28 protein-coding genes and 1 tRNA gene are annotated in these 22,669 nt (G+C 53.3%); 22 read left to right on the forward strand and 7 right to left on the reverse strand.

The genetic code is table 11. From position 1 onward, the window contains the following. The first annotated feature begins 39 nt into the window (after window positions 1–39). From JC200_RS23040 to JC200_RS23060, 5 genes are all read left to right on the forward strand, one after another. Entirely contained in the window at window positions 40–951 is a 912-nt protein-coding gene (locus JC200_RS23040) for a pseudouridine synthase (protein ID WP_274434065.1), read from the forward strand. A 100-nt stretch (window positions 952–1,051) separates the two neighbouring features. Continuing rightward, window positions 1,052–1,759: a response regulator transcription factor gene (locus JC200_RS23045; protein ID WP_274434066.1), complete on the forward strand. Its 708-nt coding sequence runs from the start codon at window positions 1,052–1,054 to the stop codon at window positions 1,757–1,759. Next, window positions 1,756–3,504 (forward strand): sensor histidine kinase, encoded by a 1,749-nt coding sequence (locus JC200_RS23050; protein ID WP_274434067.1) that lies wholly within the window; start codon window positions 1,756–1,758, stop codon window positions 3,502–3,504. The genes JC200_RS23045 and JC200_RS23050 overlap by 4 nt, the downstream gene beginning before the upstream one ends. Before the next feature lie 24 nt (window positions 3,505–3,528). Beyond that, a complete protein-coding gene (locus JC200_RS23055; protein WP_274434068.1) occupies window positions 3,529–3,693 on the forward strand; it encodes a hypothetical protein in 165 nt (54 codons plus the stop codon). A 24-nt stretch (window positions 3,694–3,717) separates the two neighbouring features. Next, entirely contained in the window at window positions 3,718–4,173 is a 456-nt protein-coding gene (locus JC200_RS23060; protein ID WP_274434069.1) for a hypothetical protein, read from the forward strand. Between the two features lie 49 nt (window positions 4,174–4,222). On the opposite strand, the gene JC200_RS23065 is transcribed toward JC200_RS23060, so the two are convergent. Then, window positions 4,223–4,654 (reverse strand): helix-turn-helix transcriptional regulator, encoded by a 432-nt coding sequence (locus tag JC200_RS23065; protein WP_274436643.1) that lies wholly within the window; start codon window positions 4,652–4,654, stop codon window positions 4,223–4,225. 83 nt (window positions 4,655–4,737) lie between these two features. Between JC200_RS23065 and JC200_RS23070 the strand changes: the two genes are divergently transcribed. After that, the gene (locus JC200_RS23070; protein WP_274434070.1) at window positions 4,738–5,472 is read left to right on the forward strand and encodes an SIR2 family NAD-dependent protein deacylase; all 735 of its coding nucleotides are present in this window, start codon (window positions 4,738–4,740) and stop codon (window positions 5,470–5,472) included. Between the two features lie 178 nt (window positions 5,473–5,650). Continuing rightward, a complete protein-coding gene (locus JC200_RS23075; RefSeq protein WP_274434071.1) occupies window positions 5,651–6,049 on the forward strand; it encodes a hypothetical protein in 399 nt (132 codons plus the stop codon). Here the strand turns inward: JC200_RS23075 and JC200_RS23080 are convergent. Then, window positions 6,046–6,717, reverse strand: a complete 672-nt coding sequence (locus JC200_RS23080) for a PrsW family intramembrane metalloprotease (protein WP_274434072.1) — start codon at window positions 6,715–6,717, stop codon at window positions 6,046–6,048. The two genes, JC200_RS23075 and JC200_RS23080, sit on opposite strands and share 4 nt — an antisense overlap. A gap of 132 nt (window positions 6,718–6,849) precedes the next feature. Here JC200_RS23080 and JC200_RS23085 point away from each other — a divergent pair, with 132 nt between their 5' ends. Then, window positions 6,850–7,701, forward strand: a complete 852-nt coding sequence (locus tag JC200_RS23085) for a DUF2797 domain-containing protein (protein WP_274434073.1) — start codon at window positions 6,850–6,852, stop codon at window positions 7,699–7,701. Here the strand turns inward: JC200_RS23085 and JC200_RS23090 are convergent. Further along, window positions 7,684–7,932 (reverse strand): DUF1450 domain-containing protein, encoded by a 249-nt coding sequence (locus tag JC200_RS23090; RefSeq protein WP_274434074.1) that lies wholly within the window; start codon window positions 7,930–7,932, stop codon window positions 7,684–7,686. The genes JC200_RS23085 and JC200_RS23090 overlap by 18 nt on opposite strands. Before the next feature lie 126 nt (window positions 7,933–8,058). On the opposite strand from JC200_RS23090, the gene JC200_RS23095 reads away from it, so the two are divergent. The 3 genes from JC200_RS23095 to JC200_RS23105 all read left to right on the forward strand — a co-directional run bounded on the left by JC200_RS23095 (window position 8,059) and on the right by JC200_RS23105 (window position 9,562). Further along, the gene (locus JC200_RS23095) at window positions 8,059–8,247 is read left to right on the forward strand and encodes a hypothetical protein (RefSeq protein WP_274434075.1); all 189 of its coding nucleotides are present in this window, start codon (window positions 8,059–8,061) and stop codon (window positions 8,245–8,247) included. Between the two features lie 65 nt (window positions 8,248–8,312). Continuing rightward, entirely contained in the window at window positions 8,313–8,618 is a 306-nt protein-coding gene (locus JC200_RS23100; protein WP_274434076.1) for a YuzB family protein, read from the forward strand. A 224-nt stretch (window positions 8,619–8,842) separates the two neighbouring features. Then, on the forward strand, window positions 8,843–9,562 hold the full coding sequence (locus JC200_RS23105) for a S1C family serine protease (RefSeq protein WP_274434077.1): 720 nt from the start codon (window positions 8,843–8,845) through the stop codon (window positions 9,560–9,562). A 23-nt stretch (window positions 9,563–9,585) separates the two neighbouring features. On the opposite strand, the gene JC200_RS23110 is transcribed toward JC200_RS23105, so the two are convergent. Next, window positions 9,586–9,930 (reverse strand): hypothetical protein, encoded by a 345-nt coding sequence (locus JC200_RS23110; RefSeq protein ID WP_274434078.1) that lies wholly within the window; start codon window positions 9,928–9,930, stop codon window positions 9,586–9,588. Window positions 9,931–10,070: 140 nt separating this feature from the next. On the opposite strand from JC200_RS23110, the gene JC200_RS23115 reads away from it, so the two are divergent. Continuing rightward, window positions 10,071–10,799, forward strand: coding sequence for a class I SAM-dependent methyltransferase (locus tag JC200_RS23115; RefSeq protein WP_274434079.1), 729 nt, complete (start codon window positions 10,071–10,073; stop codon window positions 10,797–10,799). Between the two features lie 65 nt (window positions 10,800–10,864). After that, window positions 10,865–11,134: a hypothetical protein gene (locus tag JC200_RS23120; RefSeq protein WP_274434080.1), complete on the forward strand. Its 270-nt coding sequence runs from the start codon at window positions 10,865–10,867 to the stop codon at window positions 11,132–11,134. A gap of 63 nt (window positions 11,135–11,197) precedes the next feature. Here the strand turns inward: JC200_RS23120 and JC200_RS23125 are convergent, their stop codons facing one another. After that, on the reverse strand, window positions 11,198–11,884 hold the full coding sequence (locus JC200_RS23125; RefSeq protein ID WP_274434081.1) for a metallophosphoesterase: 687 nt from the start codon (window positions 11,882–11,884) through the stop codon (window positions 11,198–11,200). Window positions 11,885–12,022: 138 nt separating this feature from the next. Between JC200_RS23125 and JC200_RS23130 the strand changes: the two genes are divergently transcribed. From JC200_RS23130 to JC200_RS23150, 5 genes are all read left to right on the forward strand, one after another. Then, window positions 12,023–13,381 (forward strand): UvrD-helicase domain-containing protein, encoded by a 1,359-nt coding sequence (locus JC200_RS23130; RefSeq protein ID WP_274434082.1) that lies wholly within the window; start codon window positions 12,023–12,025, stop codon window positions 13,379–13,381. Between the two features lie 52 nt (window positions 13,382–13,433). After that, window positions 13,434–13,516 (forward strand) — tRNA-Leu (locus tag JC200_RS23135). Between the two features lie 100 nt (window positions 13,517–13,616). Further along, complete coding sequence (locus JC200_RS23140) at window positions 13,617–14,594, forward strand: substrate-binding domain-containing protein (RefSeq protein WP_274434083.1); 978 nt, start codon at window positions 13,617–13,619, stop codon at window positions 14,592–14,594. A 72-nt stretch (window positions 14,595–14,666) separates the two neighbouring features. After that, window positions 14,667–16,055, forward strand: coding sequence for a dipeptidase PepV (pepV, locus tag JC200_RS23145; protein ID WP_274434084.1), 1,389 nt, complete (start codon window positions 14,667–14,669; stop codon window positions 16,053–16,055). A 56-nt stretch (window positions 16,056–16,111) separates the two neighbouring features. After that, the gene (locus JC200_RS23150; RefSeq protein ID WP_274434085.1) at window positions 16,112–16,702 is read left to right on the forward strand and encodes an adaptor protein MecA; all 591 of its coding nucleotides are present in this window, start codon (window positions 16,112–16,114) and stop codon (window positions 16,700–16,702) included. A 6-nt stretch (window positions 16,703–16,708) separates the two neighbouring features. On the opposite strand, the gene JC200_RS23155 is transcribed toward JC200_RS23150, so the two are convergent. Both JC200_RS23155 and JC200_RS23160 read right to left on the reverse strand, forming a co-directional pair. Continuing rightward, window positions 16,709–17,167 (reverse strand): DUF441 domain-containing protein, encoded by a 459-nt coding sequence (locus tag JC200_RS23155; RefSeq protein ID WP_274434086.1) that lies wholly within the window; start codon window positions 17,165–17,167, stop codon window positions 16,709–16,711. 68 nt (window positions 17,168–17,235) lie between these two features. After that, entirely contained in the window at window positions 17,236–18,507 is a 1,272-nt protein-coding gene (locus JC200_RS23160; RefSeq protein ID WP_274434087.1) for an MFS transporter, read from the reverse strand. Window positions 18,508–18,754: 247 nt separating this feature from the next. Between JC200_RS23160 and JC200_RS23165 the strand changes: the two genes are divergently transcribed. The 4 genes from JC200_RS23165 to JC200_RS23180 all read left to right on the forward strand — a co-directional run bounded on the left by JC200_RS23165 (window position 18,755) and on the right by JC200_RS23180 (window position 22,622). Beyond that, window positions 18,755–19,987 carry a Glu/Leu/Phe/Val family dehydrogenase gene (locus JC200_RS23165; RefSeq protein WP_274436644.1) on the forward strand — a complete coding sequence of 411 codons (1,233 nt, stop codon included), beginning with the start codon at window positions 18,755–18,757 and terminating at the stop codon, window positions 19,985–19,987. A gap of 123 nt (window positions 19,988–20,110) precedes the next feature. After that, window positions 20,111–20,317, forward strand: a complete 207-nt coding sequence (locus JC200_RS23170) for a hypothetical protein (RefSeq protein ID WP_274434088.1) — start codon at window positions 20,111–20,113, stop codon at window positions 20,315–20,317. A gap of 149 nt (window positions 20,318–20,466) precedes the next feature. Then, window positions 20,467–21,324, forward strand: coding sequence for a spore cortex-lytic enzyme (sleB, locus tag JC200_RS23175; RefSeq protein WP_274434089.1), 858 nt, complete (start codon window positions 20,467–20,469; stop codon window positions 21,322–21,324). Between the two features lie 20 nt (window positions 21,325–21,344). Further along, a complete protein-coding gene (locus JC200_RS23180; protein ID WP_274434090.1) occupies window positions 21,345–22,622 on the forward strand; it encodes a PepSY1/2 domain-containing protein in 1,278 nt (425 codons plus the stop codon). Window positions 22,623–22,669: the final 47 nt, after the last annotated feature.

A 22,669-nucleotide genomic window follows, 5' to 3' on the forward strand; every position in this document is an offset into this window, starting at 1 on the left:
TATAATGTCCAAGAGAGTGTGAGGGGCAGGGAGGATATTATGCCACGTCGTCGAGAACACAGTGATTCTAAGACTTCTGCGGATTTAGTGGGGACCACGGTACGACTGCAAAAAGTTCTGGCACAAGCGGGTGTTGCATCAAGGCGAACCTGTGAACAGCTAATCGTTGAAGGGCGCGTCAAGGTCAACGGAGAGGTGTGTACACTTCTGGGTACAAAAGTGAACCCAGCTACTGACCGAGTGGAGGTAGACGATGAAATCGTCACTGCTGAAACCTTGGTTGCCTATATGCTGCACAAACCGACCTCCGTTGTCACGACTGTAACCGATCCGGAAGGCAGGCGGACGGTGCTTGATTTAATGGAGGGTGTCAGCGAACGCGTATTTCCAGTAGGGAGACTGGACTACGACACGACCGGTCTGCTGCTCCTGTCCAATGACGGCCGTTTAACACATCGACTTCTGCACCCCAGCCACCTGATTGACAAGGTGTACCGCGTGACCGTATTGGACATGCCTGAGCGTCAAGTTCTGGATCAACTGAGGACCGGGGTACCTTTGGAAGACGGAGTGACGCAGCCCGCAGAGGTGCGGATGTTACGAACGCATCCACGCGAGTCAGTCGTCGAGATTACCATTCATGAAGGGCGTAATCGTCAGGTGCGCCGAATGTTTGAAGGTGTAGGACTGGTGGTTAAGCGGTTGAAGCGTGTCCAATTTGGTCCACTTGAGCTGGGAAACCTCGCGCCTGGGCAGTGGAGACTGCTGACGAGGGAGGAGTGGCAGGCGCTGTACACGAGCGTGGAGCTACAGGTACCGTCATATCCCGTTGCGAGTGACTATCAGATGAAGTCAGTGGGTTCCGTACACCGCAATCGCACTCATGCCGTGCCAGGCCGAGGCCGTGTGACGCGCGAGCACGTGAGTGACAGAAACAGAAAACGCAGATGAGTCGTGTAGCGATGTAAGTCAGAATGCGCGGACGGTTGCTGCACCGCCACGAGAGAGGCATAATAGACAACAGCAGTCGTTTACGGCAGGGGGTACTTAGATGGATCAACAGCCGCGCATTCTAGTTGTGGATGATGAAGAACGAATTCGCAGACTAGTACGCATGTATTTGGAGCGCAGTGGCTTTCTGATTGATGAAGCTGAGGACGGGGAAGTGGCTTTACACAAGGCACTCAACCAGCCATACGCACTGATCATCCTCGACCTCATGCTCCCCATCATCGACGGTCGTGACGTCTGCGCTCAGGTACGGCAACATCAGGAGACTCCCATCATCATGCTCACCGCCGCGGGAGACGAGGTCAACAGAATTCACGGCTTTGAACTTGGCGCCGACGACTACGTGGTAAAGCCATTTAGCCCGCGGGAACTTGTTATGCGCGTCAAAGCGTTACTCAAGCGTACAGGTGAGACAGAGTTTCACCGCCCTGATCTCCAACAAGTGCTGACGTTTCCAGGTTTAGCTGTACATATTGACGCGCGGCGTGTCGAAGTGTTTGACCAAGAGGTGAGTCTGACTCCGAAGGAGTTCGACCTTCTCGTCTATATGGCGCAGCGGCCAGATAAGGTGTTTAACCGTGAAGAACTGCTGCGCGATGTTTGGAATTACCAGTTCTACGGAGACCAGCGAACTGTCGACACGCACATCAAGCGACTGCGTGAAAAGCTCGGTCAAGCTTCCGATGACGTCAGCCGATACATCGTGACGGTCTGGGGTGTCGGGTATAAGTTCGAGGTGCCCGTGTGACAAACAGGATCATCCGACGTGTTTCGAGTAGTATTGTGGCCAAACTGTGGCTGACAATTGTCGCTATGGTTGTCCTGGTACTACTGGTGTTGACGTTCTTACTCCAACAATTCTTCTCGAATTACATCTATCAGAGTCAAACCTCCAGCCTGCGGCAACTCGCCGTGCGGGTTCAACAAGTGGAACGAACCTCTGGTCTTGCAGTCGCGCGACGCGTGGCACAGGAGCTTGCCACTGTAGAACCCGCGACGATTGCAATTGCTAGCTCTCCACAGTCAATTGCTACGGTACACTCCATCATTGCCACTTTGTCACCGAGCGAACAAAAGGAGTTCCAAACCGGGCAACCCGTTACTGTGGAACACTCCACGCGGGGAACTCCGATGGTTTCCGTATATGCCTTGTCGGGCTCACACAACGTCGTCGAAGTGGGGCAGCGGACAAGCGTCTTACAAGAACCGCTGGTTACGATGCGCAATCTTATTCTGTTCGCGATGGGCTTAGGAATCCTCTTGGCGACTGGTTTAGCCTTTGTCATTTCAAAAAATCTGTCCCGTCCACTGCTGCAAATGAATGAAGTCGCAGAAGAAATGGCACGAGGAAATTTCGGACGGCGCATCGAAGTAGTAACGCATGACGAAGTTGGCCGCTTGGGCCGTACCTTCAACACCTTAACCAGCGACCTTGCTGACACCATTCAGACACTTTCCATGGAACGTGACCAGTTGAGCGGTATCCTGTCGTCACTGGAGGACGGCGTACTTGCAACAAACGCCGACGGACACATCACGTTAGCGAACCCACCGGCTGTAAGAAGGCTTACCTCGCTCATATTGGCTGAGACAGGCGTGGCAGAGCTGACAAAACTGCCTGAAGACATGACAAAGTTACAGGACTTCGCTATCGCGCGAGCGACTCCAGTCACGCGGGAAACGAACTGGCAAGGCCGGCACATGATGATCCACATGACTCCGCTCTACGAGACGGAGACGGCTAGCCTGCGAGGCATCGTTTTTGTGCTCCGGGACATCACTGAGGAACGTCGCCTAGACCGATTGCGCAAAGACTTCATTGCGAATGTGTCGCACGAATTGCGTACTCCGCTTAGCATGATGCAAGGTTATACTGAGGCCTTGCTGGACGAGTTTGGTGATGACCCAGAACAACGTCGTGAACTTACCGCAATTATTCACGACGAAACCCTGCGGATGCGCAGACTAGTCAACAGCTTACTCGACTTGGCACAACTCGAGTCCGGGCAGTTCCAAATGAATTTTGCAGATACTGACTTAGCTGCATTAGTACGCTGGGTAACGCGTAAATTCTATACATTGGCGCACGACCGCGGGATCCGATTGAAGGTGGAGGTTCCAGACGAAGCCGTCGTGGTCCAAGGAGACGCTGACCGTCTTGAGCAGGTTTTCACCAACCTGATTGACAACGCTCTGAGGCATACGCAAGATGGCGGAACCGTGACGGTCGATGTGAGTCACAGCGAGCGTTACGCGAACGTCCGTGTGGCTGATACCGGGACCGGAATTCCAGAAGAGGATTTGCCCTACATCTGGGAGCGTTTCTACAAAGCCGACAAAGCGCGAACACGCAAGGACGCAGGCATCGGGCTAGGTCTGCCGATCACAAGACATATTGTACTTGAACACCATGGCGACGTGATCGTTGAAAGTGAACTAAGTCGCGGCACCAGGTTCACGGTCGCACTGCCGCTATCACATCCGCCAAGCTAGTCTGCATGGAGGAGGGAAATCCGCGTGGGATGGGTATACTATGGAAAACTTGTCGATACCAAGTTTCAAGCGGACTGCCTGGTCGCTCGCTTGGAGAACGCCGAAGGTTGGCTGTACCGTCACGTCCCAAAGTATATTGGGGTGTACCAAACAAGACGTGGACGGTACGGGGTAAAGATTCTCTGGTGAGAGGTTGTCTGGGAAAGGACGATTATGGCTGAAAAAGGCGAAACGGCTTGGCCTACACTGCCATCGGAGTTAGCGCATCGAGTTTCGATGCGTTGGCTGACAATTGAATCACTGCGCGTTTTACTCGAAAGGCAGTCCCTTGGAATCGCGCCCGAACGAGTGCTGTTGTTCACAGGCGCGGGGGTTGTTGAAGGTGAGTTAACAGACATTGCTGACACCTACGAGCAAAGTGTAGACAGTGCAAACCTGCAAGTCGACGTCGCGTCAGCCACTGCGCATATTCGTACTGACCTGTGGCAGGTGTTTGCCGACAAAGATGGCGAGCTCGAACCTGTCGACACAGCTCCAATCGTAAGGTTACAAAATGCGGTCATCCACACCTCCAATGCGACGATCCACACCCAGGAACTTGCAGTGTTCGCGAATGAAGTCATTGGCTTTACGACAGTACGGTCGTCAATGTGGAGCGCGCAACAGTGAGGTCCGATGCACGTATCAAGTACACACACCGGACCACATCAATCGCCGTTTATTCAAAAGCCTGCAAGCGTGTTTGCGACAGCAGGTCAATAACGAGGCACAATAGGTCTGCGTCTTCCCTTGGTAAGGTACTCATCCGATGGGCAGCATTGAGGTACAGTTCAGCGTCTTCATTGAGGACGAAATTTTGTAAGTGCACCGGCAACTCTTCGGCAGAAGTGCGCATTTTCGGTGGCCGCAACACGACACTTTCATCACAGAGAGCCAGCAATCCGACGCCCAGTGCGTCTGCCATTTTGCGGGCGTAATCTAGAGACGGAAAGCGCTTTCCACGCTCAATCGACGAAATGTGCGGCGTGGAAATACCAGAGCGAAGTGACAACTCCTGCTGCGACCAGTTTCTTTCCTGCCGAATCCTCTTCACGCGTTCCCCGAAAGCTGTGTTCATCTGGATGGCCTCCTCATGGGAGAGTAGGAATATGTAGCCAGTTCAATATAAGTCCGTTATAGAAAAATGTAAATATCACAGTTCAAATTTGGTAAAAAAGTACTATGGGGTGACTTGTGACGGAATTACCGTTGGAAGCATGGAAAAGTAAAATTACGAAATCCAAGTTCATTGTGGCCGTGACCGGAGCGGGAATTAGTTCAGCGAGCGGTTTACCACTTATCGACGAAACGATATCTAACATGCCACTTCGAGACTTCTTTCGCGCAGACCTTCTGCTAGAAAACCCCGAGCGTTACTATGACGCTTATCGTAAGGTGCAGTTGCAGTGGCGAAGCGTTGCTCCGAATCAAGCCCATCTGGCTCTGGCAAATTACGGTGTTTGGGTGATCACTCAAAACATTGATGGGCTACACCGCGACGCTGGTACGCAGCACCTAATTGAACTGCATGGAAACCTGCGAGAACTTCGGTGTCCCGTGTGTGACACGAAGCACAGCACAAAAATGGTCTGGCAAGTCACTGTGCCACAGTGTCCGGGTTGCGGACATGTACTTTATCCCGGGATCACGTTGGAGGGCGAAGAAGTTCGGCATTTCGCGCGGGCTGTTGACTGGGTAGGTCGCGCACATGTCGTACTCGTGATTGGTACGAACCTCGAGATGCACCCGGTGCGACTCTTGCCAAGTGTTGCTCGTAACAATGACGCCACAGTGATGGTCATCAACAACAGCGCAGAACAGGTGTTGCCTCAACTGCTTTCAATCCGATCACAAGTACTAGCACTGCAGCCCGCAAGCGATAACAGCGTTCGCCCGAAAAATGCAGAAGACAGTGAGGACCAACGCTAGTGCCAGAATGAGCAGCAAAGAGCGTGAAATGCCACATGCAACTGCCGACATGTCACTCGTAGTCTAGGATTTACCTATTTCATTCTCGGGTCCGGTTCGATATAATCTATTCAGACTTTCCCATATCCTTTTTCACGCAACGCCCCCTAATCCGGTTGGTTTACCACAGGGGGCGTTCGTGTATACTGGAGGCACGAAAGGGCGGTTGGTCATGCTACATCATGGACTCATTACAGAGCAAAGTCGGAAAGCCAAGGCAGCGCGGAACCTGTACGAATCACTCCGGCACAAAGTACATAAGACAGACTGGCTACCAGAACTTCAGTGGGATCACGTCGCTGCAGTCGAAGGTGTACCTGTACCCATTCGAGAACGACATAAGGTATTGAACCTGCGCCTTCATGATGAACACCTCAGTCCTTATTTTAAAACGGATATGAACTTGTTCCACATGATGATGATGGACGACGATGTCGAGATGACTATCTATCGCGCTGCACCGGGTTGGTTGTTTGTGTTCGACGGCATCCCAGAAGGGCCAAAGCCGTTCGGTCAGCAAGGGTTCGATCCACGCTAGACACGCACTGTATGAAGCGTCGCACGGCGATAACGGTCAAGGATGTGCAGACACACTTCCACTAGGGCCAAAAGATAAACGACGAGACATGCATCCGCCCACAGCGTGGATGAGAGGGCAAAACTGTCGTAAACTCCGTGTGCGCCTGCTGGCACGATGTACGCCAGAGCGCGGTTGCCTGAGTTCCAGATGGAACGCGCAAAGAAGTGTCCCATAATAATACCAAACATGAGGTGCGCTGGAACTGCTGTTACAGACCTCAGCACTGCTGTGTTGAAGCCGGAACTAGTGACGTACAGCACGTTTTCCACCGCTGCGAAACCAAGCGCCGTAGCACCCGAATAAATGAGACAGTCCAGCGGTTCCACGACTAGTCCGCGTGCAATGGCTCCGCGTTCAACAATGGCTGCTTTGAGAAACTCCTCTACCAAACCTGCGATGAAGAAGGCAGTGAGGATACTAGCTTGCCATCCAGCCCCGAGTTCGGTTCGCCCGCCAAGCATTGCGCGTTCAAGCAGACCGGCCGGCAGAACAATCCCTGCGCCAAGCAAGAAGAGGCGAAATACTGCTCGCTTCGGTTCTGGGTGAATGCGATCTCTCGTGTACAACCAAGCCATCAAAACCAATACCGGGACTAAAGCAAGGGCCGCGTAAGTGATTGTTTCCACCTCCTGTTGCTTTGTGACGCTGGCGTTTTGAGTGTACCCGCAGCAGCGAACAGCGATACCTTTTGACGGTAGTGTTGCAAATCAGGCGTGACATGCTAGATTGAAAAGGCAAAGTTCTAGGGGGACGATCAGATGACGGAGCAATTAACTGGATACTTGCGTGAGCTAAATCATAGCTGGCATGCACCGATTCAATATGAAATAGTGACTGAGGAAGGGACGTTGCCCCTTAACGACCTGATTGGAACGGGAATACAACTGCGTTTTACAGGCGAGAAGAAGTGTATCGCCTGCGGGCGCAGTGTCAAGAAACTCTATCAGAATGGTTACTGCTTCCCGTGCGTGACGACTCTGGCGGAGTGTGATCTTTGTATCGTGAAACCGCATGAGTGCCACTTTCATAAAGGCACCTGTCGCGACGAATCTTTTGGGCAATCACATTGCATGATTCCACACTATGTGTATCTTGCGTTTAGCAGCGACGTCAAAGTAGGCCTGACTCGCAAGGGGAGAGAGTTTAGGCGATGGGTCGACCAAGGCGCGAGTGCTGCAGTCCTGTTAGCCGAAACAACAACCCGCAAACAGGCCGGAGAGTTGGAAATGACGCTGACGGCCATTATGCCCGACAAAACGAACTGGCGAAAGATGTTGTCGGTCCGAGATGTTTCTAGTGAAATTGTCGACACTTTGTCACAGACGCGCAGAACGGCCTTGGAGTTTCTCGCATCTCGCCAAGAACTCGCAGAGGTCATGCCTGACAGAGAAATCCATACTTTCGTCTACCCTCGAGTCGATGTCGAAGTCGCCCTCAAGTCGCTGTCTTTGGATAAAGAACCAGTGTTAGAAGGTCGTTTGGTCGGCATCAAAGGCCAGTATCTGCTGTTTCCTCACGGAGTGTTCAACGTTAAGAAGCACGCTGGCATGCGCGTAGAGATGGTGACCGAAGAGAGCGGCACCGCGGAAGCATCAGCCACCCTGCTCTAACTCTGAGGACAGTCGCTCTCGAACTACGTTCAGTAAATCGGTGAGGTGCGGTTCGCTGACGACCGCACCGTCAAGCATGACGTAAGGCTGACGCGCGCACAGATCACACTCTGAAAGGCAACTGTTTTCCAGCACAGACAAACCAGGGATTTCCTCTTCCAAATTGAACAGTTCTGTCGTACACGCTGCGTTCGCGTCACAGACTTCGATCAGTGCCCACCCGACGTACACACTTTCAACCTCCCGCGAAAGTCACTCCTGAGTAGTGTAGCACCTCGTATTCCATCTAATCCAACCGCTACAGCACATGTCATCAGCTCGATCCGGTTAGACTACGGCTTCAAAGGGGGGCAACCGATGTCTTGGGTGTACGAGGCGCAGTTGTACGACTCGAAATCAGTCGCTGCGTACGTGGCCATGTGCGTTCGAGATGACCGCCTCTTACGAGGTGATGGCCCCGTCAAGGTGCAGGTGTTTAGAACCAGACGAGGCAACTACGGTGTTCGGTACCGCGCTCAGCCACCCTTATCGCGAGAGGTGACCTGACACCGCGTCTCAAGTGCGCTACAATAGCGATCGAGGTTGTGTGTGCACGAAAGGGGCCGGTGGAGATGGCATCATCATCGATGAGCATCAAGTGGTGCAAGAAAAACCTCGAACACTATTCGCAAAGTGTGTATGACTTGTTGCGCGAGGAATTTCCAGACGTAGAAATGGACATCGTCGACTGCGTCGATCACTGCGGCTTATGTACGGACGTTCCGTTTGCCATGCGCAACAACGCGGTAGTGGGCGCGCGTGACCCGCGAGGTTTGTACATGAAGTTGCGACAAGGCATGGAATTTATGAACAAGACACCTCTCCCCGGCACGTACGGGGCCGTTGTGACGGCAGTCGCGGACTCGGGAGACAAGTAAGCCTACCCGTCGGACCTTTTCGCATATACAGTTTTAAGGCTGTCCCAAGAGGCTGACTTGGCCTCGCGGACAGCCTTATTTGCGTATCGCCCAGCCGTTCAATTTCTACGCAGGCCGAAGTACTGGGCAAACGTGGATTGTGCTCGTGTCACCTCACTTTCGTCTAGTTTGACGAATATGATTAAGCACTTGAACGGACCCAACAGTGGCGAGGTGAACCCGATATGGCACAACCTGCAAAGCGCGCGACTCCGGGCCAGCGCAACCGCAAGACGGGTCGCCTTGGAACGATGCGTTTACCTGATTTTGCCGATCTCGTCGAACGATATAAGAAGGCGGTTGTCGGCATTGAAGTGGTCCAAGACCAAGCTGGCAGCCGCGTATTTTCATTTTCTATGCCCTGGGACCGCATGGGGAGTCCAGCTGCGCGCAGCGTAAACATCGGCACAGGTTTCATCTTTGACGACCGTGGTTACATCCTGACGAATGAGCATGTAGTTCACGGCGCTTCACAAGTAATGATGCGTATCTACGGCCGCAAACGGCCAGTTCAAGCCAGGATTGTTGGCACAGACTACGTGCATGACATTGCCGTCTTACGGGCTGAAGCTGCTGTACCTAAAGCAAAATTGGCGGTTGCACGGGCAGACCGTGTGCGAGTGGGCGAATGGGTCGTTGCGATTGGCTCGCCGCTAGGCCTCGACCACACGGTGACTGTCGGGATCATCAGTAGCAAAGACCGGCCGATGCAGATTGGCGACCGCGAATACCCAAACCTGCTGCAGACGGACGCCGCAATCAACCGCGGAAACAGCGGCGGACCGCTCATCAACCTGCGCGGCGAAGTCGTAGGGATGAACACGGCCGTCAGTCAAAGTTCACAAGGTATCGGTTTCGCAATCGCGGCAAATGTGCTTCGCGACGCTGTCACGCGCATCCTCTGAAGGAGACGTGTCGGTTCAGTGAGTTACGGTTGCAACACTGGTTTCAAAAAGAACAAGTGCCGGGGATTCTGGTCATACAGGGCGCGAAGGATATCCGGGATGGATGAGGACTCAGTCCAACCTCGCCGCGTCATATCCCCGGTGACGTCCTCCAATCGAAACCCGTGGTCTCTGTAGCGCACACCCTTTAGCAGGTCCTCTATCGAAAACTTATGAATCGCTTGACGAAACAGATTGTGACTCGACTTTGCGCAGTGTACGACAAATTGTTCACGTTCCATAACGACAACCACCCCTGCAGGAACAAACAAATAGTCCCCTGGCTCTTCCACAGAAAGCACGTACACACCCCGCAGTTGAAGTTCCACGCGACGACATCCTTTCACGAGTCATGAGGTCAGTGTCGGACATGAACGACAGTTTTGATTCTACCGCACGCATTCCCGCTTGGTCGAGCGCCACGTCACGGGAATTGGCATACCATGACGAAGAAAAGGGAGGTGCGCGGATGGACTATCAGGATGTTCTGGCAGAGGTCGGCGCGGGTAGCGCACATCCAGGTGGTATGCAAAGCACGCGAATCTGGATGGAAGCGCTGAACATTGAACCGATGAGCCGTGTACTTGAGGTGGGGTGTGGAACTGGCAGGACGCTGCTTGAACTGGAACGGAAGTTTGGTTGCAGCATTACAGGTGTAGATATTCGCAGCGTCATGGTTCAAAAAGCTCGTCGCCGAGCAAAAGAGATGGGGCAAACAGCCCAATTTATAACGGCAAATGTCGAGGCACTGCCATTTCCGGACGGCGAATTCGATGTAATCGTGTCGGAATCGGTCCATGTCTTCTGTGATCCCGCTGTTTCGCTCTCGGAATGTCACAGGGTACTGTGCCCTGGTGGCCAGATGGTCGACGTGGAAATGGTCGTACTCGAGCCCGTCACGGAGGCGTGGAGGCGAGACGTACAGAGTACCTATGGCGTGAGGCAGGTTCCTGATCTCGCAGGATGGAAACGCCTGTACGGAGGTGCTGGTTTTCAGAAAGTACAGACTCTTACGATGCGTCGAGTTGTCCCTGATCAAGCGATGGTCGCAGAACAACAGGACCTTGACCCGGTCGATTTGTCGTCCAAAGGCGCGTACCAGAAAGCCCAAGTACTGTCGACACTTGAGGCAAACGCGAAATGGTTAGAGCGCAACCATCACTCCATGGGGTATGCAATCTTTCTGCTTGAGGCATAGAAGGCGTGAGCTCGGGCACCGTAAACTAGGCACGTGAATTCCACAAGCAAGGAGGCAAAACCGAGGTGCCACAAGAGCAGGAACATCGGTTTGAGTCGATGAGGACACTGGCTGAAGAAGCCGAGGCCGCTATCTCTGCTATTCAAGCTACCGCACAGACGCACCTCAACGAAGTCGACAACGACTCTTCAGCACAAGCTGAGTCACTCCAGCGGATCTCCCAGTCCGCGGGAATGGCGGTTGAGGCACTCCGTGAAATCGCACAACTCGCCCGTCGATCACGGTCCTATCAAGCTCAGGCACATCAAGAGCACAGCTCGGACCGCCCACAGTAAACGAAAGTCGCAGTAACTAAATCAGTTCACCCGAGGGTGCACGAATCGACACACCCTCGGGATTCAACCCAGCATCAGAGGTTCAAAACCGAGGTAGTCCGCACTGACGAGTCGATACGCAACGCCGTTTTTCAAACCCTCAAAGGCGAACCGGTGCGCGGGTCCATGGAGATGACCGTAAACGCACGCCTCGACGCTAAACTCCTCGAGTAACTCCGTGAAACCTGTAGCGCCGGCAGAGACATCCGTCGGTGGGTAGTGCATCATCACCAGTTTTGGCAGGCCAATGCGGTCTGCTGCTTCCAGGGACAAACGCAAGCGTTGCACCTCCCGGTGGTATACCACCTCGTCTTCTGGACTGAAACGCGGGTGGCTTGGCAGCAACCAGCCCCGGCTTCCACACACAGCCCACTGTTCTACAGCGAAGGCGTCGTTCTGAAGCGCAAACACCCCATCAACGAGCGCACTGCGCACGCGCCCAATGCTGGCCCACCAGTAGTCATGATTGCCACGCAACAGTACTTTGCGACCTGGCAGCGCGGCAATCCAAGCCAGGTCAGGCAGAGCTTCTTGAAGTGACATCGCCCATGAAATATCCCCTGGAATCAGCACGGTGTCCTGCGCGCTTACTCGTTGCGTCCACGACGCGCGAATCCGTTCTGCGTGATTGCTCCAAATCGAACCGAAGATATCCATCGGCTTATCCACCGCGAGCCCCAAATGAAGGTCAGCGAGTGCAAATACAGCCATATCGGTACTCCTTTCCGAAAGCCATCATAGCACGCTCGCGCGGCGCGGAAAAACCAGCCGATAGTGTTCATCCCTCGCCTGTACATCATGGCCTTGTGTGCCGCTAAAGTTCACACTGACATGGGAGGGAAAACGTCCATGCTCACTGTTGAACAAAACGCAGTCGTATTTCAGTCCGCACAAAACACCGTTGTCTTCGCTGCACCTGGCAGTGGCAAAACCACAGTTTTGACGGAACACATCGCCAATCAGGTTCGCTCTGGCCGCATTGCAGCAGGACACGTGCTAGCGCTGACTTTTACCCATCAGTCCGCGAAGGACATGCAGTCAAGAATGGGGGCCAAACGGTTACTTAGCGCGGACCAACTGCAGGCACTTCGCCTAGGCACGTTCCATGCACAAGCATTCCGCATGTTGCTCAAGAGGCGCCCAGATATTCCGGTACTGCTAAGTCCAGTGGAGCAATTTCGGCTTATGCAAAGAGCGGGTCGGTCAGTGGGACAAGGAGATACGGCGAGCACACGTCGATTTTTGCTCGCATATAGTCGCGCTCAATCTGTATGGCCGCTCCAACTTCCGGAGAGCGAACCGCTACGACGTGTTCTCTCACACTATCAGCAACTGAAGAAACGTCACCACCGCTGGGACTTTGACGACATTCTCCAAGAGTTCCTGCACGAACTTGAGACCAACAGGTCTCTGGTGGATTGGGTTGATTACTTGCTGATTGACGAATACCAGGACACCAACCCACTGCAGTGGGCTGTTGTTCACGCCATTGCAGATGCCGCCAATTGTCCAGTGTTTGTTGTCGGGGACGACGATCAGTCTATTTATGGATTCCGAGGTGCGTCACCGCAAGGGCTACTGACGTTCGCAACCGCCTATCCGGAAGTGTCGACGCGTATCCTCAGCACCAATTTCCGCTCGACAACTCCAATCGTCACGGCGGCTGTGACGCTAATCGAGCACAACAGGGAACGTCATGACAAGGTGATTAAAATCAACGACGAACGTGCGGGCGTGTGCCGCGCGTACATGTGGACCAGTGAAGAAGAAGAAGCAACTGCAGTGCACCAATTTATTCTTGCGACATGGACAGCAGACCCACGGTTGCAGGTGGCAGTTCTCAGCCGTACCAGGCGGCAACTGGCCTACTGTTGGCGATTGTTTTCGAGCGACTTGCAACGACCACAATTTCGTACATTTCACGACGCAAAGGGGAAGGAGTGGGATGTTGTGCACATCATCGGAGCAGTCGTAGACAACCCCTACTTGGCAGGCGAGGACGGTAAGACAGAGTCGGTCTTAGCTAGCGAGGAAGAGCGCCGACTGTTTTACGTAGCGATGACAAGGGCGAAATCAGAGTTAATGATTCACGTTCCGGCAAAAATGGACCATAGGCGGCAACAGCCCACCCCGTACGTGCAGGAGGCCGGGATTGCTCTCACGCCCTCCGTCACGAAGCATCGATGGTTTTGGCAGAAGCAACTCTAAATGGACGTAGAGCAATCCACTGAACTTATGATATACTCATCGATAATCACATGCGGGTGTGGCGGAATTGGCAGACGCACCAGATTTAGGTTCTGGCGGGCAACCGTGGGGGTTCGAGTCCCTTCACCCGCACCATCATCGGGCTGCCGCTTGCGAAACGCAACCGGACAGCCTTGTTGTTATGCGTGATATGATGAAGAGTGGTTCATGCCTTTTGGCAAAAGGAGTGCGCGAGATGACCGCGACAATTTATGACGTTGCTCGAGAAGCAAAAGTCTCCATGGCGACTGTATCGCGGGTCCTGAACGGTACGGCCGTCGTGAGAGAAGACACTAAACAGCGGGTCCTCGACGCCATTGCCCGACTCAGTTACCGACCGAACGCGGTGGCGCGTGGCTTGGCCAGTAAACGCACACGTACGATCGGAGTCATTGTCCCCGATGTATCGGCAGCTTTTGTGGCTGAGGTGGTACGCGGGATTGAAGACGTGGCCACGATGTACGACTACCACATCATCCTGAGCAACTCAGACGCCCAAGTGACACGTGAAGTCGACCTCGTGGGCACCATGTGGGAGAAACAAGTGGACGGTCTTGTGTATATGACAAACCGCCTGCAAAAGGATCACGTGGACGCCTTTGAACAAGCACAGATACCCGTAGTTCTGTGCGCTACTGAAGACCCAGAGCGGCGCATTCCGTCGGTAAATGTGGACAACCAACTCGCCGGTCGCGATGCCGCAACATACCTCTTAGCTCGCGGGTGTAAACGCATTGCTTACATTACGACAACGCCTGGTTTCTCTGTGCTCGCTGACTTGCGTGGGCAGGGCGTCGCCGCTTGTTTACCAGGGCCTTTCCTGCGAGTGGACGCCAAGCATGGGCAGTACGAAACGGCGCTTCCGTTGATTCAGGCATTTTTACGTGAGCACGAGGTTGACGGTTTGGTGACCGCGACAGACGAACTTGGACTTGCCGCGATTCACGCGGTCCAGGACGTAGGTAAATCCGTACCAAACGACATCAAGGTAATGGCTTTCGACAACACCCGACTCGCTGTCATGGTACGGCCTGAGATGACGGTAGTGGCACAGCCGATGTACGACTTCGGGGCAGTCTCTATGCGTCTTTTGACTAAGTTTCTGCAAGATGAACCCGTAGATACGTACACCGTCGTGTTGCCACATAACATCGTGGAACGGTCTTCAACTTGACCATTCAGACACTGTGGCGTCGCGCAAACCCATGTAAGAGAAGTGGAATTCCTGGATATGAGGTGAGCCGACGTGATTGATTCGTGGGATGAGTGGGCAGAGTCTGCAAAGGCGGACATGGTCAGTTCTCTGCAGTCCCTGTTGCAAATTCCGAGTGTCAAAGAACCTGCCGAGGCGGGGCAACCGTTCGGACCTGGACCCGCCAAAGCGCTTCAGTATATGTTGGAGATGGCCAGTCAGGAAGGTTTTGCAGTCAAAAACGTAGATGGCTATGCTGGACACATTGAGTTCGGAGAAGGAGACGAGTACATCGGCGTATTGGCACACCTCGACGTTGTTCCGACAGGCGCAGGTTGGACGTATCCGCCCTTCGCAGCGGAAATCCACGACGGCAAGGTATATGCTCGAGGTGCCATCGATGACAAGGGACCTGCGATGAGCGCGCTTTGGGCACTCGTCGGACTCCGCCGCCTTGGGTATCAACCCAAACGGAAAATCCGGTTAATCCTCGGCCTCGATGAAGAGAGTGACTGGAAGTGCATGTCACACTATTTTTCCAAGGAACCTGTGCCTCTTGGCGGATTCACGCCTGACGGTGACTTTCCGTTAATCTACGCTGAAAAGGGCGTTGTCACGATTCGGATTGAGGTAAACGCCGATGTGGACTCGATGAGCCCATACGTGGTTGCTTTCGAGGGTGGACAGCGCACAAACATGGTTCCCGATCAAGCTTACGCCGTCGTCGAGTGTCACTCAGAGACAGCGGCAAGCGAATGGCAGCAACGGGCCTACAAGTTTGCCAAGCAGCACCAGCTTGACCTGGAAGCAAACGTCAGCGGATCGCGCATTCAGATTGTGGCAAGCGGTGTGTCGGCGCATGGCAGTGAACCGGATCACGGTGTTAACGCAATCACCAAACTAGCCACCTTGTTGTCCGGGCAGCCGATCTCTAACGCTTCCATGTGGCGTGCCATCGCGGTACAAGACACACGGGGTGCCGCACTTGGCATCGACAGCTCTGACGATGTGACCGGGGCGTTAACGTCCAACCTCGGGAAGGCGTATTTGGAAAACAATCACTATGTTTTTTTGTTCAATATCCGGTATCCTATTGATTCGTCCCAACAAGCATTACTGACGAGGTGTCGGGAATACGTATCGGATAAGTGGCAAGTGGCTTTGGAAGACGGCCATGAACCGCTGTATGTACCGCTCGACAGCCCTGTTGTACACACATTGCTGGACGTGTATCAAGAAGTCATGGGCGCTAGTGCGCAACCCATTACCATTGGCGGCGCCACATACGCGAGGGCGATTCCCAACGCAGTAGCATTTGGTCCACTGTTTCCGGGACAACCGGAACTTGCCCATCAGAAAGACGAGAGTTGGGACTTGAACAGTTATTTTCTCAGTACGAAGATATATGCACACGCAATGTGGGAACTGGCGAATACTCTATAATCCAAATCATCGAAGCGAGCGTGATGCTAAGTCAGGGCACAAAAGGAGGGGACAAGATGCATGTGGAACGACTGGCCAAGGATAAGGTGCGAATCTTTATCAGTTATGACGACTTGGAAGAGCGCGGAATAGACCGCGATGAAATTTGGCTGAACGGAAAGAAAGTCCAGGAACTCTTTTGGGACATGATGGAGACGGCGTATGCCGAAGTTGGGTTTGAGATCGCGGGACCGATTGCTGTTGAGGCCTTTACAATGCCTTCCGAAGGCGTAGTCGTGATCGTGACTCGGGTTCCCAGCCTACCTGGTCACGACAAATCTGACGATGACGAAGAGGTGGATGTCGAACTGTCAGATGAAATGTTTTCTTCATTCGTCTTTCGGTTCGCGGACTTTGAAGATGTCATCCGCGCGGCGCACGCATTATACGACTATGACCTCGCGACGGCTTTGTACAAGTATTCGGACGCCTATCATCTGTTCGTGGATGAAGAATCAGTTCGTGAAGATGAATACGACTCAATCTGGTCAATTCTGCATGAGTATGGGGAGTATTCTGAAGTAACGACTGCGGTTCTTGAGGAGTATGGGACAGTGATTCTGGATAACAAAGCAGTTGAGAGACTTGTTGCACAATTCCCGCTCTAAACACTGTCAGCGTTTGAGGAACTCAAAGATGGACATCGCTACCGCCGCAAGTGCGGCAGCCATCAGGGGGCCAACTGGCATCCCGCGAAACAACACGATTCCGAGAACCGTTCCCACGACCACGCCGAGCAGGAGGGACGGATAAGTCTGCAACAAAGCAAGCCCTTTGGCGTTCATGACTGTTGCAACTACGCCGCCGACAACGGTCAGAAGACCGATAGGGCTAAAAATCGTCTCGGCCATGTCCCTCGCCGAAATTTTCCCCATTGCCAGCGGAACGAGAATTGAAATCATCAAAAAGAGAAGTCCAAACTCCAGACTTCGTCGCTCCAATAGCGGCATGTAACGATTCAAGTGCAACATCCGCACGACGAGGAGAATGCTGGCCGCAACCGAGACGAGATTGACCCTGCACACGGCTCCCAATACGATAAAAATGATGAGAAATAAGTCTGGGCTTTGCAATGCTCGTCCCTCCTTTGTCCACACATGAATATGCCGGACGAGGGTCGAGCATGCGTTAACCCCTGAGATTATGAACGTGCTTTGTGACGGCCAGCGAGGCGTGGACCAAAGTTCACCGGATGTACGTTTTCGCTGTCTTGTGCTGGCGGACGGATCATCACTACCGCCAGAACCGCGCACAGCAAACTGAGCGCCGCGATGCTGTAGGACATCCATGTGGTGTTCCACTCACGCAGAAACGTAAAGACAGGAGGACCTGCAGCTACCCCAAGGAAGCGCACACTCCCATACAAACTGGTGACCACACCACGTCGCTCAGCACCAACGGCTGACGTAATTAAGGTGTTCAAACTCGGAAGCGAACAGGCTATTCCAAAGGCAGCGACGGATGCTAGCGCAACCAACCACCATGGGCTTCTCCCAGTCAATGGAGTCGCTACGAGACTGACCGTCATAATTGTAAACCCACCGACCACTAACCACTTCATCAGGCGTTTGCGCCGTTTAATTAGACCTCCAGCGGCCAGAGCAACTGTGCATAAGGTAAGAAGAGGGATTGCAAGTATCAACCCTTTACGAATCCCGAGCACATGGTAAGAAGACTCTAGCAACTCGGAGAGGTCGAACAACAGTCCGAACAGGGTGAACAAGCCAGCCGCTCCACACAGATAAGTCACGGCCAGCCAGCGTCCTTCGTGTTTAAACACTGCACCCAGCGAAACCACGTAATTGCGTAAGGACTGCTTTTCCTTCTTCTGTTTCGGCTCGGGTACAAGCCACCAAACGGCAGCAGCTACGGGCACACACAGAACTGGGAAGATGAAAAAGACCAGATACCAGGCAATCATCGCGACCGCCGCTCCAAGAACCGGACTAACCACCTTCCCAAACGCATTGCCTGCCTCGTTTACTCCGAGTGCTTGGCTGCGGGCGCTGCCCTTAAACAAATCACCGACAACCGCCATCGCGATGGGAGCCGTACCAGACGCACCGATGCCTTGTATGATACGACCGACGAGAATCCACCAGTATGGGCTTTTCAACATCCAACCCGCAATTCCTGCGAGGACACCGCCGGCCCCAAACAGTAAGAGAGCTGGAACAATCACAAACTTGCGTTGCACTTGGTCGGACAGAAATCCTGAAAATGGGATTACGATACCCGCAGGAACAGAGAACAAAGTAATCAACAAACTGATTTGAAGGGCAGACACGTGCATCTTGGACTGCATCTGTGGCATAGCGGGAATGAGAACCGCGTTCCCTAACACCATCAACATGGGAATGACCGCTAACAGGACCATCAACAACTTCTTCGGTTGATTCTTCGTCTGTGACACGTGACGGCCTCCTTCGAGACGAAGTTTGCCACCGTCCCGAAAATCTAATCCGTAAGGTGAGTCTTTGCAGAGACCACGGCACGATGTATACTGATTGCGATTTCATTTCAAGGTGTTGTCCGCTTCTGCGGCTCGGGGGGTACAAGCTAAGATGAATAGCCAGCACGGGGGAACTGAAGAAGCATCAGGTAGACCGACGACGAAAGATGGCTCGAAGGCAACTGACATACAAACCGCCGAGCAAATAATGGATCCCTTTACTGCAACCCAAGAAATTTTGCGTATCGCCCAACAGCGGCTTAATCTATCAGATGCGTCACTTGCACTGTTAAAGGAACCACTGCGTACGCTTGCCGTCCGTTTTCCTGTTCGGATGGACGATGGTTCAGTACGCGTATTCACGGGCTGGCGTGTTCAACACAACGATGCAGCGGGGCCAACCAAGGGGGGAATTCGCCTTCATCCGGAAGTCGACGAACGCGAACTCCAAGCTCTCGCCATTTGGATGACCGTTCAATGCGGCATCGCAAACTTGCCCTTTGGTGGAGGAAAAGGCGGGATTCAGTGCGACCCGCGCGAAATGTCCTTCCATGAAATTGAACGTGTAAGTCGGGCTTACGTGCGCGCAATCAGTCAGATTGTTGGCCCTACAAAGGATATCCCCGCACCCGACATGTTCAGTAATTCGCAGACCATGGCATGGATGCTTGACGAGTACGCTCACTTAAGAGAATTTGACTCTCCAGGCTTTATTACTGGAAAACCGAGAATACTTGGTGGTACTCGCGGTCGTGACGTCGCGTCTGGGTTGGGGGTACTGATTTGTACGGACCAAGCGGCGGCTGCGAAAGGACTGGAATGGAAGGATGTTCGCGTGGCCGTACAAGGTTTCGGCAACACGGGAAGTTACGTTGCCAAAGCGTTACATGACCGCGGTGCGCGCGTTGTCGCTATTTCTGACGCCTACGGTGCTCTGTATGATGAAAAGGGATTGGACATCGATGACCTGCTTGAGCGACGAGACTCCTTTGGAAGCGTGACAAAACTCTTTCGAAACACCATCAGCAACCGTGATCTGCTGACCTGTGCCTGTGACGTGCTTGTGGCAGCCGCTGCGGAAAACCAGATCACCGAGGACAATGCCGGACAAATCCAAGCCTCCGTGGTTGTGGAAGCCACTAACAATCCGGTAACAGCTCAAGCTACGACAGTCCTGTATGAGCGGGGTACCCTAGTGATTCCAGATGTTCTGGCAAACGCTGGAGAAGTCATTGTGTCGTACTTTGAATGGGCTCAAAATACGGAAGGTCTGTATTGGTCCGAAGCAGAAGTCCACAACCGGCTGCATACGATAATGGAGCGGAGCTTTCAAAACGTGTATCAAACGTCTAAACATCACCATGTGGACATGCGCGTGGCCGCATACATGGTTGGTCTTGAACGAACCGCGACAGCAGCCGGACTTCGCGGCTGGGTGTGACTTGCGCAAGAGGAGGAATCCTCTGATTCACGACGAATGAATCCATCTAGACTGTTAGTTTAGTTGCAGGGAATTCCGGTCATTCTAGAGAGGTATTCGCCCAAACTAGGGGGTACGCACCAGATGCGTTCAGAAACACTCATTCAGTCAGGGGTGAGCGATGATATGAGCATGCCTCATCAGCGAATAAAAGTACACATCCGCTGTCGGCGTTGCGGTGAGACATTCATTCTCCGCGGTGTGCGCGACCCAAAGGGACATATCGAGACAGGGTTCAAGCGTTGCCTCTGTGACAACGAGGACGAGTTTGACATTGAACCGTTACACTGACATCACGAACTAGGGTCTGCTGATATTAGTCATCTTTTTTCATTAACCTATATAGACTGTAACAAATACCGCAGGATGCCTGTTCATTGGACAGGCATATTTCTGTTGTACACGGCTCATAATACGCTGACAACGGTGGAATGGGAGGCATGACAATTACGATGACCGTGGCGACAAACAAGCGATTCAGAAAATTGGCTTTGGCAATTACTTTTATGAGCACTTTGTCAGTGTTCGGCGCCGGGTTACCGGAGGCCAACGCGTTCACTTCGCAAACCTTAATGATTGGCAGTCGCGGCTACGACGTTGATGAACTCCAAGGTCGACTAAAGCTGCTCGGCTTTTACAAGAGCAAAGTAGATGGTAATTTTGGCTGGGATACGTACTGGGCTGTGCGCATCTTTCAGCAACAGTTCATTGGGAAGCCAACCGGGGTCGTGAACTTGCAAACTCGTCAAGCCCTCGTCAAGGCCACTCCCAATTGGCATTCCCCTTCGTACTTAACTGGCGGCAGCGGTTCATCAAATTCAAACAGCCGGTCCGCGTCGAACCCGCCGTCGACTGCATCTTCGACCCCACCGTCGACTGCATCTTCGAACTCGCCACCGGCATCTGCTGCCAATGTGACTCTGCCCGCTACTGCGGGAGGCTTTAGCCAGAGTGACCTCTCGCTTATGGCTCATGTCGTGTACGCAGAAGCTCGCGGAGAACCGTTTATTGGGCAAGTGGCTGTCGCTGCGGTTCTGATTAACCGTATGCATAGTCCCAAGTTCCCGCATTCCATTCCTGCAATCGTTTATCAACCGCTTGCATTCACCTCTGTTGCGGACGGACAGATCAATTTGCAGCCGAACGCTGAGGCAATGCGAGCAGTGATGGACGCGGTACACGGTTGGGACCCATCCCACGGCGCTCTGTACTACTTTAATCCGGCAACAGCTACTAGTGCGTGGATTTGGTCCAAACCAGAGATCCTGCAAATTGGACACCACATTTTCTGCAAATAGGATTGCATGGAGGGACATTGATGAGAATCCATCGGACGACGTGGATCGCTTTACCTGTTTTAGCACTGGTCGTTGCTGGGACGGGCACTGGTTGGTGGGGGTATCAACAGTATCTCGGACGCCAAGCTCTCGCTGTCCAAGTGACGAACTCATACAATGCTGCGTTCCACGGGTTGACATCGAACCTTGAGCAGATTCATCAACAACTTGGAGAGGTTATGGTCTCTGCTGACCCCGCCATCATTACGACACACATGCAAGATGTGGCTCGTCTGTCGTTTGCGGCAAACACCGATGCAGCTCGTCTTCCGGCACCCGCGTTTCCGGACGGCCAGATTCAGGCCTTCACGATGGACTTGGGGAAACAGGCTGAACAGGACGCCGTCCACCCGACTCCATCAGCCAGCTTACGCAAGCAGGTGCTTTCTGCCTGGACAGAGACGGGGAAAATGTTGACGGTGCTCCATCAGGTGGACCTAACGAATCACGGCAGCACTGTTCAACCGACGGGATTGTGGAAAGGCAAGACGCAGGCAGCGGCCCTTCCCTCGTTCGTTGCATCTCTGCAACAACTCGATGCAGCAGGCTCAACACCAACACCTAACAAAACGACCCACACGACTTCTGTGCCGATGTCAAAGGCCAAAGTTGGACGGTCCTTTACCCAATTCGTTGGCTTGCAGGCGGTACAGGGCTGGCAAATTCACAGGCTGCCGAGGTCAACGGAAGCGGCTTACAGCGTAAACGGTAAAACGCAGGAGGGCACGGTGTACGGAAGCGTATCGAATAACCTCCAGGTGCTGTCCTTTCACAGCGAAAGAGCTATAGCACAGGGCTCGGCGAAAGTGAGCGTGGCAGATGCACGTGACCATGCACAGGCATGGCTGAAGAGTCGAGGTTTGACGCCTGCATCGCTGACAGACACGGCAACGTTTGACCACACCGCTTACTTCACTTTCTCGCCAGAATTATCCGGACTGCCCGTTCTTGACCAACCCATGGTCGTACAGGTTGCGCTCGACCGCGGTGATGTCATTGGATACAGCGGCGGAGCGTTTGAAAAGAATCGTTTTCAGGCTCTTCCCAGTCGGCAGTACAGCGTGTCGCAACTGCAACATAGACTGAGTTCGCAGTTTGTTGTAGCAGAGTCGAGACAAGTAATTGCATTGGATTCGTCAGAACGACCCCAGCCAGCTGTAGCCTTTTATGGAACTAGTCAGAGAGAGACATACTGTGTCGTGGTGAACGCGCATACGGGAAAGGAAATGCGCATCACGCAACTGACCAATCATACTTAAATCAGCCTTTTCTCAACTACTCGGACATGCCTAGAAAGCTGGCTGCA

The sequence above is a fragment of the Alicyclobacillus sp. ALC3 genome (assembly GCF_028751195.1).
GTDB lineage: Bacteria > Bacillota > Bacilli > Alicyclobacillales > Alicyclobacillaceae > Alicyclobacillus_L.

What these genes read in the sequence shown, in the direction of transcription:
- JC200_RS23040 (WP_274434065.1), top strand. Translation starts at nt 40, where the DNA reads ATGCCACGTCGTCGAGAACACAGTGATTCTAAGACTTCTGCGGATTTA.
- JC200_RS23045 (WP_274434066.1), top strand. Translation starts at nt 1,052, where the DNA reads ATGGATCAACAGCCGCGCATTCTAGTTGTGGATGATGAAGAACGAATT.
- JC200_RS23060 (WP_274434069.1), top strand. Translation starts at nt 3,718, where the DNA reads ATGGCTGAAAAAGGCGAAACGGCTTGGCCTACACTGCCATCGGAGTTA.
- JC200_RS23085 (WP_274434073.1), top strand. Translation starts at nt 6,850, where the DNA reads ATGACGGAGCAATTAACTGGATACTTGCGTGAGCTAAATCATAGCTGG.
- JC200_RS23095 (WP_274434075.1), top strand. Translation starts at nt 8,059, where the DNA reads ATGTCTTGGGTGTACGAGGCGCAGTTGTACGACTCGAAATCAGTCGCT.
- JC200_RS23100 (WP_274434076.1), top strand. Translation starts at nt 8,313, where the DNA reads ATGGCATCATCATCGATGAGCATCAAGTGGTGCAAGAAAAACCTCGAA.
- JC200_RS23105 (WP_274434077.1), top strand. Translation starts at nt 8,843, where the DNA reads ATGGCACAACCTGCAAAGCGCGCGACTCCGGGCCAGCGCAACCGCAAG.
- JC200_RS23115 (WP_274434079.1), top strand. Translation starts at nt 10,071, where the DNA reads ATGGACTATCAGGATGTTCTGGCAGAGGTCGGCGCGGGTAGCGCACAT.
- JC200_RS23125 (WP_274434081.1), bottom strand. Translation starts at nt 11,884, where the DNA reads ATGGCTGTATTTGCACTCGCTGACCTTCATTTGGGGCTCGCGGTGGAT.
- JC200_RS23130 (WP_274434082.1), top strand. Translation starts at nt 12,023, where the DNA reads ATGCTCACTGTTGAACAAAACGCAGTCGTATTTCAGTCCGCACAAAAC.
- JC200_RS23140 (WP_274434083.1), top strand. Translation starts at nt 13,617, where the DNA reads ATGACCGCGACAATTTATGACGTTGCTCGAGAAGCAAAAGTCTCCATG.
- JC200_RS23150 (WP_274434085.1), top strand. Translation starts at nt 16,112, where the DNA reads ATGCATGTGGAACGACTGGCCAAGGATAAGGTGCGAATCTTTATCAGT.
- JC200_RS23165 (WP_274436644.1), top strand. Translation starts at nt 18,755, where the DNA reads ATGGATCCCTTTACTGCAACCCAAGAAATTTTGCGTATCGCCCAACAG.
- JC200_RS23170 (WP_274434088.1), top strand. Translation starts at nt 20,111, where the DNA reads ATGCGTTCAGAAACACTCATTCAGTCAGGGGTGAGCGATGATATGAGC.
- sleB (WP_274434089.1), top strand. Translation starts at nt 20,467, where the DNA reads ATGACAATTACGATGACCGTGGCGACAAACAAGCGATTCAGAAAATTG.
- JC200_RS23180 (WP_274434090.1), top strand. Translation starts at nt 21,345, where the DNA reads ATGAGAATCCATCGGACGACGTGGATCGCTTTACCTGTTTTAGCACTG.